Here is a 15,202-nt window from a genome sequence, read left to right on the forward strand (position 1 = left end):
TGGAGGCTCTGCCTAGGCTGTTGACTCTGTACCTTTTAGCCCACAAGACTTCATGCAGAAATTGTGTTTTTTATTTTGGCGTAAAGATGGCTGTTGCGGGCGCTTTCACACAAGCAAAAACCAGCACAAATAATTTTTCGGTAATTCCCAAAAAAATAGCCAAAATCAACAGCCTAGGCTCTGCCTCCAATCTGGCATTGAGTCAGAGACTCAATGAATGCATTCCCAGTCGGAGACTGGGAACGAGGAAATGCTTATCAAGCTAGGTTTTTAGGACTTGTGTGTACACCGTAGCTCCTTTTAGGAGAGACGCTTTGAAGCTTACTTACTCCCCAACACTAGTAGGCAAGGGGCTGGGGGTTGGGGGTTAGGTCTGTATTGAAACTGAGAAACGCTATAGTAGCTGGCTATTCAATAACTCTGAGTATTATTGAGACATGAGTGCAATGGAAGTTAGCAGAATTCACAAGCAGTATGAATCTAGATGCAGAGACGCGATATATCGCGTCTCTACACAAAATCCCAAAATGGTATGATGCGGTACTTTACTGCTACATTGACTACGGCTACAGTTAGTTACAAAATTGAAAAGAAACGTCAAAAATAGACTGTTGCCTTTGCTGGATACAATCTTGCTACAAAAGTTAGTCTTCCTTAAGTGAATCAACGATTAACGGACTAAAAAATATCTGTCAACTTGAGCATTCCTAACATCAGAGTTTCCTTAACTTTCTGGTCAATGAGTTAGCTGTCTCTAGTTGCTTGCACACTACCAAGACAACAAACCATTTTGTGATATTCGCTTCAAAGACCTTACTATTCTCCCTGTTGCTGTTTTAGGACTCCATTAAACTCTCGTTGAATGAATTCTACATTTATCCGTTACCTGAAAACGTAACAGAGCCTACAGATGAGGGAGATGGGGGGATGGAGGGGATAATTAAGTTGGAAGGTCGAATAAAACTGTGGTCATGTAATTTTCTGCCCAAGCTGGCCCAAAGGCTTTTTCTAGTACGCGACGGGTTTTATCGTTTTGCTGCTGTTTGGTGCAATAGTTGTGTTGTCCGGCGAGATTTTGGGTGACTTGTTCGACTGAAACAGGATGTGAGGCGATCGCTTGGGTACAATGAATGTCTAAAAATTCTCGCACCCGCGACAGAAACATTGCTTCTTCTTCGGGAGAACTGGGGCGTACAAAAATGCAAAAATCCGAAAAAATATTTCCCCATTCAGGTAATTCACGGGGTTGGGAAAAGTTAAGCACTGTTAGCTGTGTCAGTTCAGAAGTATACGATTCTGGTAAGGTACGCTCTAATTGAATTGGAGAAAGGTCTGCGATCGCTGCACTAATTTGTCCTCTACCCCCAACTAAATCACAACCAAACATCGGCAGGTTGTATTCTGGACGGGGAAACATGACGCAGTGCAAAATATCCAGCATATTTCCAATTTTTGCCAGTTCCAAATGCATTTTCCGAAACTGGGGCGTTTGATAGCAGCGGTTTTCAATCGTCAGTTTTTCGCCTTCTAGTCTACCTTCCACATACCCCAACTCATCAGGCAAATGGTAGGGCGATAAATCCAGGTGCTGATGCCAAGCTGCCTCAATACAATCAGCTAGCTGACGAATTAGGGGATGTTGTTGCTCACGCAGCGAGGGCATAGAAGTAAATGACATATTCTAGTTGGGAATGCGATCTAGTGGCCAGTCTACAACCTGTTGTGCCATACCTGTTGTGGTCTGCAATATAAGCAAACACTTGCACCCAGCCAACGTAAATTTATAAGACAGATGCTTTTCACAAGGATTATTTATTTTGTAGTCTAGGTTACAGAAATAATTTTAGATTAGCCCATTTGTGAAGGCTAATAGAAAGCTATGAAACTAGATTCTCATAGAACAGATTTTGCTGTGCAAACAAGAAGGCAGACTCTGAGGGGTTTTCAGCAGTTAAGAGCTTCTACTTGGGTGAACCTTTTGCTACTTCCCAACCCCTTTAGTTTTGACGAAGCACTTTTATTATGTCCGGTTTCAGCAGATGAGTGGTTAGCCTGGATTCCAGATCATGGAGAGGCAATACTCAATATTAGGCAATTTAGTTATTAGTCATTAGTCATTAGTCATTAGTCATTTGTCATTTGTCATTGGTTAATAACTTTAGACAAGGGACTATTGCCAGAAATCAGTGACATCGTATTCCAATTCACTTAGCATCTGCCGCAGCATGGGTAAACTGAGGCCAATGACATTACTGTGACAGCCTTCAATTTTTTCTACGAAGAAACTACCAAAACCTTCAATTGCAAAGGCTCCAGCACACTTGAGGGGTTCACCAGTGGCAACATAGGCTTCAATAGCGCGATCGCTCATTTGAGCAAAGTAAACTCTTGTAACTTGAGACTTGACTAAAGTATGGTTTTGTCCGGGGTCAATTAAGGCGTGACCTGTGTACAAGTCGCCAAAGTTACCTTGCATTATCTGCCAACGTGCGATCGCTTCAGAAGCATCTGCTGGTTTGCCGTAAATTTCACCATTCATGGACAAAACTGAATCACAACCCATAATCAAAGCCGATTCAAACTGCGGTGCTACAGTTTCCGCTTTGTACTGGGCAAGAGTTTTGACCAATTCTGCTGGTTCACTGAGTTCAATTTGCGACTCATCAAAGTCACTAGGTTGAACTATCGGTTCAATACCAACAGTTTGCAGCAAGCGGCGTCGGGCTGGCGAAGCTGAGGCAAGTACAAAAGATGGAATTTTCATGATCTAATAAATTTGTTAATTGGGTATTGGGCTTTGGGTAATTTAATTTTAGATTTTGGATTAAATTCCAATCTAAAATCCAAAATCTAAAATCTAAAATCTAAAATTCTTACTCCCTATTCCCCACTCCCCAATTAATAGACAGAAAAAGAATTGACAACCTCATCAATCATCCGTTTAACTTTCTGCCAGCGTTTTTCAGGAATTGAGGCATTGAAGGTAAAAAGTTTACCACGGCTCACAGCAACACTGGCGATGTTGTGTCGTTGCTGTTGATTGGGGAGTTTAACTTCATACTCTAAAAGGTAATATGTTTTACCATCTACTTCTCGCTCTGCGGCATTGACTAATTCAGCCGAACGACCAGAGTCAGGAGGCGCGAGAGCCGCTTTTCCTAATTTGTATCCTACTTCTGTTGGGGTTCCCAATTCTGACAAAGTTTTGCCTTCTGGAACTGGGCTAATCACAACTGAAACATTTTCAGACACCTCAATCAAATCGTGGAAAACCACATCTGGCCCATCGGCAACTTTAACTGGCAACCAGCCGTTAGGATATAAAAACTGATAGCCATCACTACTGTCTACAAAGCTTTTGAGTCCAGATGCAACCGCTACATCAGAATTACTCAGACTGAAGCTCAACACCAATAGCAAAATTAATACAATTCGTTTCAACATTTCTACAGTTTCCTTTGGGCTGGAGACAACACTAGCCAGTTTGTCCAGAAAGCGGGGAGCGGTATAATAACCCATGAGCTTGTCTTATGAATAATTAACACTTCTGAAGTTAATGTTAAGTTTTTTTGAGTACCGCGATCGCTTTTTTTTCACACAAGACACAGTTTAGCGGTGTGAACAGCCGTAATCAACCAAAATATTATAGAAGAATGTTATGGGGAAACCAATTTAACCAAGCGTCCCAATTTTCTACAATTTGGGCAAATTCTGCATAACCGCCTGCTTGCGGATGAACACCATCATTAGCTTTTGCTTCATTTATCCAGATGTTTGATTTTTCTAATATCAGAAAAACATCTAAATAAGGTACATTTAATTCCCTACAAATTAAAGCAAACTGTTTAGATAAATCAGTAGTTCTCTGCTTTCTTCCTGGGTCTTCTCGTTCTTCGTATGGTGCTAATCCAACCATCAAAATAGGATACAAGGATTTTGCTTCACTTAAAATTTCACGGGTATTTTTGATAGAATCTGTAAAATCTACACGAGTTTTACCGTTTTCTACTGTTGTATCATTCAATCCAAAGGAAAATATAACTCTGCCATCATATTCTTTGGGTAAGCGAAGTGATACTTCCTGTAACCAACGCTTTGCGATATCGGTACTAGTATCTCGCCTAATTCCTAAATTATAGTAGGTAATGTCATAACCTTTTTTATTAGCATTAGTGCATATTCTACCTGTCCAACCAAGACATTCAGGATCGCCAGTACCATTAACAAAAGAGTCACCAACAAAACAAATTCTTACTTCTTTTAGCATTATCAGTGTCTTCGGAAACGTATAGGTACATAGAGAATAACTCCGCGTCCCTCTACGTTTCAAAACAAATTTAGTAAATAGGAGAGGTAGATAATTCTACCTCTCCTATGGGGATAAACTAATTACTTAAAGCTAGTGAGCTTTTAGTATCTGTTGGGTTTGTGAACAAGAAAGCTGAGAACTTGGCACTGCTTGATGTTGTCAAAACCTACAACACGGATATAGCTGTTGTTGAATTGAGAACGGCATCCTTGAACTTCGCTCAATACTTCTTGAGTGGATTTAGCACCGAACAAAGGCAACTTCCACATTGTCCAATACAATTCTGTTGGCTCAGAAGTTTCGTTAAACTCGATCGCAGGAATGTAACCTTGATTCAAGATGTACTGGACTTGTTTAGCGATTTGAGCATCAGACAGAGGGGGAAGATAAGAAAGGGTTTCGTAACGACGCTCTTTTGGTAAAGTTTGCATAGCTTTTGATAATGGGTTGCGATTTTTACTACTAGGTTGACCGAACTAATTGGATAAGTTATCCAAATTCTGATCTGAAGTTGTTTGCTGTTCTGGTTGCAGACTGGGGTTAGATGTGTCTACTACTTGTGTGATGCGTTCTAAATGCTGGCGACGCTGCTCCATATTGGCTTGTTGAATGCCAGTGCGAACCATTTCAGGTAAAAATTCTGCAATTTCTTCCGCAATGTGTTCTCTGACAGTCATGATTCGCAAAGCTAAATCTGGTTTTTCTCGCAGCAGTTGCTCAAGGAATGACTCACCATTTTGAATTTTGCCAGACGAAAAGTTATGCAACCAAAGTTCTAATGGCGGATTAGTTTCGCCTAGCTGTGCCAATACTGTCCTTAGAGCCTGATAAGTCAGATAGCTTTGGAGAGTTTTGGCTGTGTCCTTCGCAATTTGCTTAAGATTCATGCTTGACCCCAGCCCTGAAGAGTTATGAGTTATGAGTTATGAGTTATGAATTAATGCAAATCCTAACTCTTAACTCTTAACTCTTAACTGTTAACCCAGATCAGACGGTATCCATTGCTTCAAACTCGAACTTGATTTCTTTCCATAGTTCGCAAGCAACAGCTAGTTCAGGAGACCACTTGGCAGCTTCGCGGATGATATCGTTACCTTCACGAGCCAAGTTGCGGCCTTCGTTACGAGCTTGAACAACAGCTTCTAAGGCGACGCGGTTAGCGGTTGCACCAGGAGCGTTACCCCAAGGGTGTCCCAGAGTACCACCACCGAATTGTAGTACGGAGTCATCACCAAAGATTTCTACCAGCGCGGGCATGTGCCATACGTGGATACCACCAGAAGCAACTGCCATTACACCAGGTAGAGAAGCCCAGTCTTGGGTAAAGTAGATACCACGAGACTTGTCTTGCTCAATGTAGTTTTCACGCAATAGGTCAACGAAGCCCATTGTGATGCCGCGCTCACCTTCCAACTTACCAACTACTGTACCAGTGTGGATGTGATCACCACCAGACAAACGTAGGGCTTTAGCCAATACACGGAAGTGGATACCGTGGTTCTTTTGACGGTCAATTACAGCGTGCATAGCACGGTGAATGTGTAGCAAGATACCGTTGTCGCGGCACCAACGAGCCAATGTGGTGTTGGCGGTGAAACCTGCGGTCAGGTAGTCATGCATGATGATGGGCTGTTTGAGTTCTTTAGCGTACTCAGCCCGTTGCAACATTTGTTCACAGGTGGGGGCGGTGACGTTGAGGTAGTGACCTTTGATTTCACCGGTTTCTGCTTGAGCTTTGCTGATAGCTTCAGCTACGAACAAGAAGCGATCGCGCCATCTTTGGAATGGTGCGGAGTTGATGTTTTCGTCGTCTTTGGTGAAGTCCAAACCACCGCGTAAGCACTCGTATACAGCGCGTCCGTAGTTCTTAGCGGAAAGACCCAATTTGGGCTTAATGGTACAACCCAGTAAAGGACGACCGTATTTGTTTAACTTGTCGCGCTCAACTTGGATACCGTGAGGAGGTCCTTGGAAGGTCTTGATGTAAGCTACTGGGAAACGGATGTCTTCTAGACGTAGTGCCCGCAGAGCTTTGAAACCAAATACGTTACCGACAATTGAGGTCAATACGTTGGTTACAGAACCTTCTTCAAACAAGTCCAAAGGATAGGCAACGTAACAGATGTACTGGTTGTCTTCGCCGGGAACTGGTTCGATGTCATAGCAACGACCTTTGTAGCGATCGAGGTCGGTGAGCAAATCTGTCCACACAGTTGTCCAAGTACCTGTGGAAGATTCAGCCGCAACAGCCGCACCTGCTTCTTCGGGAGGAACACCAGGCTGAGGTGTCATGCGGAACGCAGCTAGAAGATCGGTATCTTTTGGTGTGTAATCGGGTGTGTAATAAGTTAGTCTGTAATCTTTAACCCCGGCTTGATACCCAGACTTGCTCTGAGTCTTCGTTTGAGCGTAAGACATATTTTATCCTTCCCTGAAATCACTCTTAATTAATTATCAAATCACGTTTTGTGCAACTTCCCCTCACCCCGGCTCTTTCCCGCCTAGATGGGGGAGAAGATTAGGAAAATTTTTATTAAGGGTTGCCTTTGGCAGAGGTTAGCAGTTTTTTTGCGGCGGACACTTTGGTAGCGGTGGTAGCCCTCCTCACCAGTGTTCTCCCCTTCTAGGGGTACACGACCTAGCGCTTCTACTGTTCCCTCTTGCTAAAAATCAAAATTCTTTTTTACTTCTTCTTCGCACCCAACTAAACCTTCTCAATTTCACCAAAACTTCCGCGTTTTTGCGGGTAGCATTCAGATAATTCCCCCATAAACTGGGATATTCAGGGGATTGGGCTGGCTGGCACACATTCCCGGCTTTACACTCCCTATATCTTTCCCCTTGATGGAAAAGATACCAGAAAAGAATTTACTTGACAGAGATTTAGCGGAGTGGTGAGCGAAAGATAAAAGAATTGCACACCACGTAATTTGTAACTTGTTTCACAATATATCAAGAATTCGATAAGTTATTCTTTGAAAGTTTTTAACTTATCTATTTAATTTTGTTATTACATAAAGATTTAAACTTTTTGTTACAAATACTTTACAAAGTGTCATCAATGGTTATGTGGGGACTGGGTATTCGGGACTGGGTATTGGGTAATGAGAAAGTATTCCTAAATATTTATTTCCTAGTCCCCAGTCCCCAGTCCCCAGTCCCTATTCTCTAATCCCCAATGTTTAAAAAATCCCAGCTAGGGGAACACTGGAATTAACCCAAAGCCAGTTTAGGTAACGGCTATGGGCACTGTCTCCAAAGGAAATGTCACCGTGGTATTGTTTTGCAAGCGTAATAGTTTATTGATTACTTCTATCCTCCTGGGGTTGATAGCTTTGCCAAGTATGGGATGGGCACAAAAAACCCCTGATGTTAATTCATCTGATTTAACCCCTGCTTACCCAGCTTCCCCACCGCCACCGCGAGTAGAACCCTTACCCGATGAGCGGGGAGTGCAAGAAAATTCGCCAGAAACTGATTATCGTGTTGGTAACTTACTGGGAGATGTTACAGGCAATCTTTGGGTAGGTTCTTGGCGGGGACTATCGCGGATTGATCCTAAAACGGGCAAGATTATTTCTCGTGTTAGCTTACCGAATATTGCCATTGGTGCTTTAGCCCAAGACAAGGTAGGACGTTTGTGGGTAGGAAGTTATGGCGGACTGATGCGAGTAGACCCCCGCACTAACGAAATCACCGCGCAGAATTTATTTTTGCCTTCTAAACGGATATTGTCGCTATTACTTGACAAGCGGGGTTATTTGTGGACTGGAACCGATAGCGGTTTAGCTCTAATTAGTCCCGACCAAGGCTTGATTATGACAACATTAAAAAATCTGCCTGGTGTCAGCGCCAACACCCTGACTTTAGATGCTGAAGGTCAACTGTGGGTTGGCACTCTTGATGGATTAGTCCGGGTAAATACTGCTAGTGCTGCGATTATGAAGCGGATTGCCAATTTACCAGGGACGACTGTACAAGCTTTAGCTATTAGTCCAGAAGGATTAATTTGGGCCGGAATGCCAAATAATTTGCTAGTTATTAACCCAAAAACTGGTGCAGTTTTGCGGTCTGTGACTCGGCTGCGTGGGCGTGACGTAACAGCAGTACGTTTTGCTAAGGATGGTAGTGTCTGGGTCGGGACTAACAATGGTTTGTTACGATTAAATCCAAATACAGGAGCTGTCTTAGATGCAGAAGTTGCTGGACTTCCTTCTAGTCGGGTTCTTGCCCTTGCACCTGACATCGGCAATAAATTATGGATTGGCACTAGTGAAGGTCTAGCTTGGTTAATGCCCAAAACAGACAGTGCAAAACCCCATATTGCTTTCAGTCGCGCTGTTAAATGAGGGAATGGGGAGTGGGGAGTGGTGAGTGGGGAGTGGTGAAATTCCCTAATTCCTAATCCCTCATCCCTACTCCCTACTCCCTACTCCCTACTCCCCACCTAAAAAAATGGCAATCACTACCCAGCAATTAATTCAATGGAAACAACAGGGACGTTCAATTGTGGCGTTGACCGCCTGGGATTATGCGATCGCTCAACTCCTCGACGCAGCTGGTGTAGACTTAATCCTCGTGGGTGATTCTATGGCAGTAGTTCTAGGGTATGAAACAACACTGCCAATCACTTTGGATGAAATTATCTATCATGCCAAATCAGTGCGGCGTGGGGTTAAACGGGCATTAGTAGTTGTAGATTTACCATTTCTGACGTATCAAGAAAGTCTCCAACAAGCGATGCATTCAGCTGGGCGGGTACTGAAGGAAACGGGCGCTCAAGCTGTAAAATTGGAAGGTGGCTATCCAGCGATCGCAGAAACAGTGGCTCGTTTAGTACAAGCTGGAATTCCAGTAATGGGTCATGTGGGTTTGACACCGCAATCAATACATCAACTGGGTTTGCGACAACAAGGAAAAACGCAAGAAGCCAGTGAGAGAATTTTACAAGAAGCGATCGCTCTCGAACAAGCGGGTGTATTTTCTCTAGTGTTAGAGCATATACCCGCAGATTTAGCAATGCAGATTTCACAAAAATTAAGTATTCCCACAATTGGTATCGGTGCGGGAATTCACTGCGATGGACAAGTTTTAGTTACCTCTGATGTCCTTGGACTTGCAGAGAAACATCCACCATTCGCCAAAGTTTACACAAATTTGCGCGAGACGATTACCAAAGCTGTGCAAGATTATGCGGTGGAAGTGCGAGAGCGCAAGTTTCCTTGAAGAAGAATTCCAAATCAATAGAAAAGTTAAAGCAATTAGCGGCTAATCGAGAACACAAAAAACCCCGACTTAATAGCCGAGGTATATAGGAGAAGTCCAAATGTCGATGGGATATTGCAATACCGAAGTCTATTTTTCTTAGTTAACACCCAACGTAACCAAAACTACATAGGTAGTATATAAGGTGCAATTTTGGCTATGCAGCTTATTTTTGGGTTTTCCTAAGCTATGTAAATAAATATAACAATAATATTACAAATGGTCAACTAGACTTGACAAATAAAGGCTGATAGCAATTATAGGCAATACTTATCAAAGCAGCATGAGCGGAAAATAAAACGGGTTACTGGCTAAAATAATGGGATGAAAATGAGAATCGCTCTTTTGGGGAGTAGAAAAAATAAGAGATTAGTTACACAAATCAGGGTTGTCGGAATTAAGCCAGAGATTTGAGAAGCTAGCTACTAGATCGCGAAAGTCTTTACAATTCCTTTGTTGACTCAAAAAGTATTTCTCGATTTATGATAAATCAAGCTCCTATCCCGATTATTGTCAATGGTGCTGCTGGCAAAATGGGCCGTGAGGTAATTAAGGCGGTGGCGCAAGCGCCTGACTTAAACCTAGTGGGTGCAATTGACCACAGTTTGGAACATCAAGATAAAGATGCTGGAGAATTGGCAGGTTTAAGCGAACCGCTGGAAGTGCCAATTACTAATCAATTAGAACCGATGTTGGGATATGTGGCTGGCGACAGACAGTCTCCTCCAGGGGTGATTGTAGACTTTACCCATCCCGATTCAGTTTATGACAATATTCGTAGTGCGATCGCTTACGGTATTCGTCCTGTAGTTGGTACCACTGGCTTAAGTCCAGAACAAATTCAAGACTTGGCAGACTTTGCCGACAAAGCTAGCACTGGTTGTCTAATTATTCCTAATTTTTCCATTGGGATGGTACTGTTGCAACAAGCTGCGATCGCAGCCTCCAAATATTTTGACCATGTGGAAATTATCGAACTGCATCACAACCAAAAAGCTGATGCTCCCAGTGGTACTGCCATTCAAACGGCGCAGTTATTAGGAGAATTGGGTAAAACTTTCAACCCTGGTCTTGTAGAAGAAACGGAGAAATTACCAGGAGCTAGGGGCAGTGTAGCAGATGAAGGGATTAGAATTCATAGCGTCCGCTTGCCAGGATTGATTGCCCACCAGGAAGTGATTTTTGGCGCAGCCGGACAGATTTATACTTTACGACATGATACGAGCGATCGCGCTTGCTATATGCCAGGAGTGTTACTAGCGATTCGCAAAGTCTTAGCGCTAAAGTCGTTAGTATATGGATTAGAAAAGATACTTTAAACTTTAAATACATTATTCAGCATTCATTACTCAGCACTCATGTTAGTACCACTGACTCGCCAGAAATTTGAACAAGTTGTCCCCCTAATTGCCACTGGTTTGCAGTACAAGTACTACTGGGGGAAGTTCTCAAATTTTTTGCAACGGCTGTTAATTTCTGTAGTTGCAGTAGTTGTTATTTTGCTTGTAACAGTCGTTTTCAAGCTTGAGTTTGCTTCAATAGTATTTGTGCTAGGGATAATTAGCGCATTTTTTTGGCTGTGGTATCCAGTGTTTCAAGCAAGTATGCGGAATTTACAATGCCGCCGTTATAAGTATGGCGGCTTTTTCCGTGGTCGAGTCTTAGATTGGTGGATTACAGACCAGTTGATGGGTAAAACCGAAACAGTCAACAACAAAGGCGAATTAGTAATTATAGAAAACCGAGAAAAACAGATAAATTTAGAAATAGGAGATGACACAGGATTTAGCATTGAGTTTGTAGCACCATTACGTTCTGCTCACAAAGTTATTACTCGTGGTCAAATTGCAGAAATGGTAGTAATGTCAAATCGCCCAGATTTAAGTAGTATTGAAGAATTCAGTGATATATACTTTCCCAATAGTAACTTGTGGGTAAGCGATTATCCTTATCTGCGGCGGGATTTCTTTAACGAAGTCGGTCGGCGCTTGCGTGAAGACAAACAACAAAAGCCGCGTCGGCGGCGTCGTAGAGTAGAGGATTAATGAAGCATAGGCTTCTCTTGCAGACACGCGCAAGAAACATACCGACACTAATTAACCAGCTGCCTATTGTAGGCCTTTTAGTAGTTTGTTCTTAACTACAAGTCCCCCTTAAAAAGGAAGGAAACAATAAATCCAATTCCCTCCCTTTGCAACTACGGTGTACACACAAGTCCTAAAAACCTAGCTTGATAAGCATTTCCTCGTTCCTCGTTCCCAGTCTCCGACTGGGAATGCATTCATTGAGTCTCTGACTCAATATTTGACTAGAGGCAGAGCCTCTAAACAGGCATTCCTATGCAGAGCATAGGAACGAGATATCTGAAACTCGTTTCATCAAGACTGGCTAATTACTAACGAGAACATCCAACTTTTATAAGTTTCCCTTGCAAGCGATAAGTCACTGTCCCACAAACAAAACCTGCCGACTGAGGTTCTACATAAGTCCGCTTTGGTGGGTTTTGTTTATCTAGCCGCAACTTCCAATCGCCAGAGATTTTTTCTAGAGTAGGATACTTACTTAAAAATTGTGAGTCTGCAACAATATCACGAGGGCCCTTAACACTTACCTTAGAACTATTGATGTAGATATTATAATCATAAACAACATTTGTATTTTTAGTATTATTATTAACCTGTTTTCCAGGAAAAGCATAAAGAATGTTCCTAAGAATTCTGACATCAGATGACGTATGAGCAAATATTTGCCCGCCATTAATTTCTGGACTTTGATTATTTAAAACAGCTGTGTTATTGACAATATCAACATGCTCACTCAAAAATGCATGAATACCTGATCCACCATTATTAAATGTAAGATTGTTTTGAACTAGAGTGTATCCTTTATATGCACCCAATTTTGAGTTATTCTGATCATTTCTTGTACTATCGATAATAATGCCATTACCGTCTGTGATCTTTCCAACTGCAATCCAAGGGATGTACATGCGATTGTTGTAGGACTTGTTGTTGGTAACAAACATCTTGTATCCCCGGTTGTTGTCAGAATTCCAATTGTTCAACATCGAAATGCCGCTGCAACCATAAACGCTGTACCAGGCATTATCGAACACCACATTATTATCTATTGTCACATAGTCTGATTCAATCGCTGAAATGCCTGCTCCTCCACACTTGTGTACCTTGTTATTGACAATACGTATATGGCGGCTATGACCATTTGTTCGTCCATCTACATTGATGCAGTTTCCATTCGTTAGCGGGTTTAGTTTGTTAGTTTTCTGACTCATCGCATAATCAAGGGTTATATTGGCATTGTTTCCTATGACTTCTAGCCCGTTGATCTCGATATATGAAGCTCCATTTGAAACTAAGATACCGTTCCATGTATTGTGCTGAATTTTTGGTAAATGCCCAGGATATGCTTTATATTTAATCCATGCTTTTGCAGTTCCAGAACGTTTAATATGTACTACACTCCCAGCCTTTGCTGAATTTGTGTACACTCCATTCATAATCAATACTGTATCGCCAGGGTTAGTTAGATTTGCTGCCCTTTGAATAGTTCTAAAAGCGGATGAAGTAGAGAGTCCGCTATTTTTGTCGTTTCCAGCACCACTAACATAGTATGTTTTCGGTGTTGTTTGAGCACTAATTAGCTCACGGCTGGATAGGAGCATTTCCTTGTTAGTGGATATCTGATGGACGTTTTCAACTAAAGGTACTTTTATACTTTCTCCCTCAGCTAAAAGACTTAATACTACAGGAATTGCAAGATATGCGCTTAAACTGAAACCTTGAATTACCACAAAAAAAGGCTCCTTGATATGCACTACTTAACAAAAATATCAGGATATCCAGTGATTTTGAATACTCTTTTGGATACAGAATACAATTGAGCCGACCTGACTAGCTTCCCCGATTTCCATCTTGTCCATAGGCTTGCCAAGCCAAGTCTACCAATCCATCAACGATCGCAGCTGCTACAACTGCGTTCCCTTTGCGACTGTCAATTGTAATATGAGGCACTAGAGAGTCTTGTAAACGCTCCTTAGCTTCATCAGCATTTACAAATCCCACTGGAGTCGCAATTATTAAAGCAGGTCTAATTTCTTCAGCTTCAATTAAATCTACCAGTGCAGTTAGTGCCGTTTGTGCTTGACCCACCACAAAAATACCTTCTGGATAACGTTTTGCTAAGGTTTCTATTCCCCATGCTGCGCGAGTTTTTTCTTTTTGGGGGCGTGTTAAAGCTTCCATGCTGCAATACAGCGGATTAGCAAAGGTGTTTTGAATATCAGATGCAATACCTACTTGTACCATCGGCACATCTACCACAATCGTGGTACGCGCGGCTAGTGCTGCGGCTCCAGCTTGCAAGGCACGCTCAGAAAAGCGAATCAAAGACTTATACTCAAAGTCAGCCGTGGCGTAGATTACCCGCCGCACAATCTCATACTCTGCGGGTGAAAAGACATGAGCACCAATTTCACTATCAATAATTGCTAAACTTTGAGCATCAGTTACGTGCCATTCCATTTTTGTTGAGCTTCTCAAATATTAGCTTTCAGCTTATCAGCTTCAGGGAGTGAGTAGTTAGGAGTTAGGAGTTAGGAGTTTGGAGTTATAAGTTAATTAAAAACTCCTCACTCCTAACTCAGCACTCATAACTCATTACTGGAAGAAGGCCGACTGAAAATAGGAGATAAGTAGGCAACCAAGACGCCAATGAGAAACCCAGAGATATTGCGAACTAGAGGTAACCAGTCACTTGTGCGTGTCACCACTGGCCCAATGCCAAAGGCAATAAACAAGATTCCCCACAAAGGTGAGAAAATTAAAGCCCATTGCCAAGCAAAAATTTGTCCTTTCTCGCGGGGTTGAGCTGCAAATCCACAAATCACCCCACCAATAACTGAGGTAATCAAGGTGAGAATCCACTGTTCTCGTGGCAGTCCGGGGACAACATTGCAACCACCTTTGATTAAACAGCCTTTAACCGATTCTAAAGCTTGCAGAATGGCTTGGTCTTCGCCTTGTTCGCGGACAAAGTACAAATTACCAAAACGGGTTTGCAATTCTATCCAGAAAGTCCGGGGTAAAAGCTTATAAACAGCATCGCCGACACTAAAACTGAGAATGTTACCGCCACGAGAATCGGCAACTAGTAAAATACTTTTGTCATCCAAGCCCCAATATTTTATAACTGCGCGACCTGGGGTGCGATCGTACTGAGTCAATACTCGCAGTTTCCAGCCCGTATCGGCTTCAAACTGCTCTAAATCTTTGACAAGCTTTTCTTCTTGCAGCACAGGCAGAGATTTAGCTAAGTCTACAACTGGGGTAAAGGTGTTAGGGAGTAACTCAGGATTGTCATAAGCCAGTGCTGGGGGAGAATGCATGACCCAAATTGACCCAGCCAGGAAAAATATTGCAATAGATACGAGAATTCGTCGCCAAAAACAAGATTGCATGGACGTTTTTATACAAATATCAACGGTAAAAGCGAACAGGTTGTTTTAAAAGAGTACTAGAAAAATGATAGTTCTTTACACTTGTTTACTTTACTCTAATCTAGGGGATCAAAGCAAAGGGTTTTTGGGGAGTGGAGAATAGATTCTTCTTT

The 15,202-nt window shown here is 42.3% G+C and carries 15 protein-coding genes; 5 read left to right on the forward strand and 10 right to left on the reverse strand.

Annotated features, from left to right (window positions below; translation table 11 throughout):
- Positions 1 to 940: 940 nt before the first annotated feature.
- Positions 941 to 1,678, reverse strand: coding sequence for a phycocyanobilin:ferredoxin oxidoreductase (locus ABF638_RS03165; protein ID WP_420758973.1), 738 nt, complete (start codon positions 1,676 to 1,678; stop codon positions 941 to 943).
- 201 nt (positions 1,679 to 1,879) lie between these two features.
- Between ABF638_RS03165 and ABF638_RS03170 the strand changes: the two genes are divergently transcribed.
- Positions 1,880 to 2,107: a hypothetical protein gene (locus ABF638_RS03170; protein ID WP_435020192.1), complete on the forward strand. Its 228-nt coding sequence runs from the start codon at positions 1,880 to 1,882 to the stop codon at positions 2,105 to 2,107.
- 63 nt (positions 2,108 to 2,170) lie between these two features.
- Here ABF638_RS03170 and ABF638_RS03175 read toward each other — a convergent pair whose 3' ends face one another.
- The 6 genes from ABF638_RS03175 to ABF638_RS03200 form a co-directional block, all read right to left on the reverse strand.
- On the reverse strand, positions 2,171 to 2,764 hold the full coding sequence (locus tag ABF638_RS03175) for a Maf family protein (protein ID WP_435020194.1): 594 nt from the start codon (positions 2,762 to 2,764) through the stop codon (positions 2,171 to 2,173).
- A gap of 134 nt (positions 2,765 to 2,898) precedes the next feature.
- Positions 2,899 to 3,444 (reverse strand): photosystem II reaction center PsbP, encoded by a 546-nt coding sequence (psbP, locus tag ABF638_RS03180; protein ID WP_435020311.1) that lies wholly within the window; start codon positions 3,442 to 3,444, stop codon positions 2,899 to 2,901.
- A 199-nt stretch (positions 3,445 to 3,643) separates the two neighbouring features.
- Positions 3,644 to 4,267: a GDSL-type esterase/lipase family protein gene (locus ABF638_RS03185; RefSeq protein ID WP_435020196.1), complete on the reverse strand. Its 624-nt coding sequence runs from the start codon at positions 4,265 to 4,267 to the stop codon at positions 3,644 to 3,646.
- A gap of 143 nt (positions 4,268 to 4,410) precedes the next feature.
- Positions 4,411 to 4,740, reverse strand: a complete 330-nt coding sequence (locus ABF638_RS03190; protein ID WP_069072884.1) for a ribulose bisphosphate carboxylase small subunit — start codon at positions 4,738 to 4,740, stop codon at positions 4,411 to 4,413.
- A gap of 45 nt (positions 4,741 to 4,785) precedes the next feature.
- Complete coding sequence (rcbX, locus tag ABF638_RS03195) at positions 4,786 to 5,196, reverse strand: RuBisCO chaperone RbcX (RefSeq protein WP_069072883.1); 411 nt, start codon at positions 5,194 to 5,196, stop codon at positions 4,786 to 4,788.
- 100 nt (positions 5,197 to 5,296) lie between these two features.
- Positions 5,297 to 6,727: a form I ribulose bisphosphate carboxylase large subunit gene (locus ABF638_RS03200; RefSeq protein ID WP_181930930.1), complete on the reverse strand. Its 1,431-nt coding sequence runs from the start codon at positions 6,725 to 6,727 to the stop codon at positions 5,297 to 5,299.
- Positions 6,728 to 7,551: 824 nt separating this feature from the next.
- On the opposite strand from ABF638_RS03200, the gene ABF638_RS03205 reads away from it, so the two are divergent.
- The 4 genes from ABF638_RS03205 to ABF638_RS03220 all read left to right on the forward strand — a co-directional run bounded on the left by ABF638_RS03205 (position 7,552) and on the right by ABF638_RS03220 (position 11,619).
- Positions 7,552 to 8,658 (forward strand): ligand-binding sensor domain-containing protein, encoded by a 1,107-nt coding sequence (locus ABF638_RS03205; protein WP_435020199.1) that lies wholly within the window; start codon positions 7,552 to 7,554, stop codon positions 8,656 to 8,658.
- 106 nt (positions 8,659 to 8,764) lie between these two features.
- A complete protein-coding gene (gene panB / locus ABF638_RS03210) occupies positions 8,765 to 9,535 on the forward strand; it encodes a 3-methyl-2-oxobutanoate hydroxymethyltransferase (protein WP_435020201.1) in 771 nt (256 codons plus the stop codon).
- 521 nt (positions 9,536 to 10,056) lie between these two features.
- Positions 10,057 to 10,893, forward strand: a complete 837-nt coding sequence (gene dapB / locus ABF638_RS03215; protein ID WP_435020203.1) for a 4-hydroxy-tetrahydrodipicolinate reductase — start codon at positions 10,057 to 10,059, stop codon at positions 10,891 to 10,893.
- 39 nt (positions 10,894 to 10,932) lie between these two features.
- Entirely contained in the window at positions 10,933 to 11,619 is a 687-nt protein-coding gene (locus ABF638_RS03220) for a phosphate ABC transporter permease (RefSeq protein WP_435020205.1), read from the forward strand.
- A gap of 350 nt (positions 11,620 to 11,969) precedes the next feature.
- Here the strand turns inward: ABF638_RS03220 and ABF638_RS03225 are convergent, their stop codons facing one another.
- From ABF638_RS03225 to ABF638_RS03235, 3 genes are all read right to left on the reverse strand, one after another.
- Positions 11,970 to 13,385 (reverse strand): right-handed parallel beta-helix repeat-containing protein, encoded by a 1,416-nt coding sequence (locus ABF638_RS03225; protein ID WP_435020207.1) that lies wholly within the window; start codon positions 13,383 to 13,385, stop codon positions 11,970 to 11,972.
- A gap of 100 nt (positions 13,386 to 13,485) precedes the next feature.
- A complete protein-coding gene (locus ABF638_RS03230; protein WP_435020209.1) occupies positions 13,486 to 14,115 on the reverse strand; it encodes a precorrin-8X methylmutase in 630 nt (209 codons plus the stop codon).
- Between the two features lie 125 nt (positions 14,116 to 14,240).
- Entirely contained in the window at positions 14,241 to 15,050 is an 810-nt protein-coding gene (locus ABF638_RS03235) for a TPM domain-containing protein (protein ID WP_435020211.1), read from the reverse strand.
- Positions 15,051 to 15,202: the final 152 nt, after the last annotated feature.

This window comes from Nostoc sp. CALU 1950, from assembly GCF_051172895.1.
Lineage (GTDB): Bacteria > Cyanobacteriota > Cyanobacteriia > Cyanobacteriales > Nostocaceae > Nostoc > Nostoc edaphicum_A.

Coding starts and splice junctions, on each gene's coding strand:
- ABF638_RS03165 (WP_420758973.1), bottom strand. CDS start 1,678: ATGTCATTTACTTCTATGCCCTCGCTGCGTGAGCAACAACATCCCCTA.
- ABF638_RS03170 (WP_435020192.1), top strand. CDS start 1,880: ATGAAACTAGATTCTCATAGAACAGATTTTGCTGTGCAAACAAGAAGG.
- ABF638_RS03175 (WP_435020194.1), bottom strand. CDS start 2,764: ATGAAAATTCCATCTTTTGTACTTGCCTCAGCTTCGCCAGCCCGACGC.
- psbP (WP_435020311.1), bottom strand. CDS start 3,444: ATGTTGAAACGAATTGTATTAATTTTGCTATTGGTGTTGAGCTTCAGT.
- ABF638_RS03185 (WP_435020196.1), bottom strand. CDS start 4,267: ATGCTAAAAGAAGTAAGAATTTGTTTTGTTGGTGACTCTTTTGTTAAT.
- ABF638_RS03190 (WP_069072884.1), bottom strand. CDS start 4,740: ATGCAAACTTTACCAAAAGAGCGTCGTTACGAAACCCTTTCTTATCTT.
- rcbX (WP_069072883.1), bottom strand. CDS start 5,196: ATGAATCTTAAGCAAATTGCGAAGGACACAGCCAAAACTCTCCAAAGC.
- ABF638_RS03200 (WP_181930930.1), bottom strand. CDS start 6,727: ATGTCTTACGCTCAAACGAAGACTCAGAGCAAGTCTGGGTATCAAGCC.
- ABF638_RS03205 (WP_435020199.1), top strand. CDS start 7,552: ATGGGCACTGTCTCCAAAGGAAATGTCACCGTGGTATTGTTTTGCAAG.
- panB (WP_435020201.1), top strand. CDS start 8,765: ATGGCAATCACTACCCAGCAATTAATTCAATGGAAACAACAGGGACGT.
- dapB (WP_435020203.1), top strand. CDS start 10,057: ATGATAAATCAAGCTCCTATCCCGATTATTGTCAATGGTGCTGCTGGC.
- ABF638_RS03220 (WP_435020205.1), top strand. CDS start 10,933: ATGTTAGTACCACTGACTCGCCAGAAATTTGAACAAGTTGTCCCCCTA.
- ABF638_RS03230 (WP_435020209.1), bottom strand. CDS start 14,115: ATGGAATGGCACGTAACTGATGCTCAAAGTTTAGCAATTATTGATAGT.
- ABF638_RS03235 (WP_435020211.1), bottom strand. CDS start 15,050: ATGCAATCTTGTTTTTGGCGACGAATTCTCGTATCTATTGCAATATTT.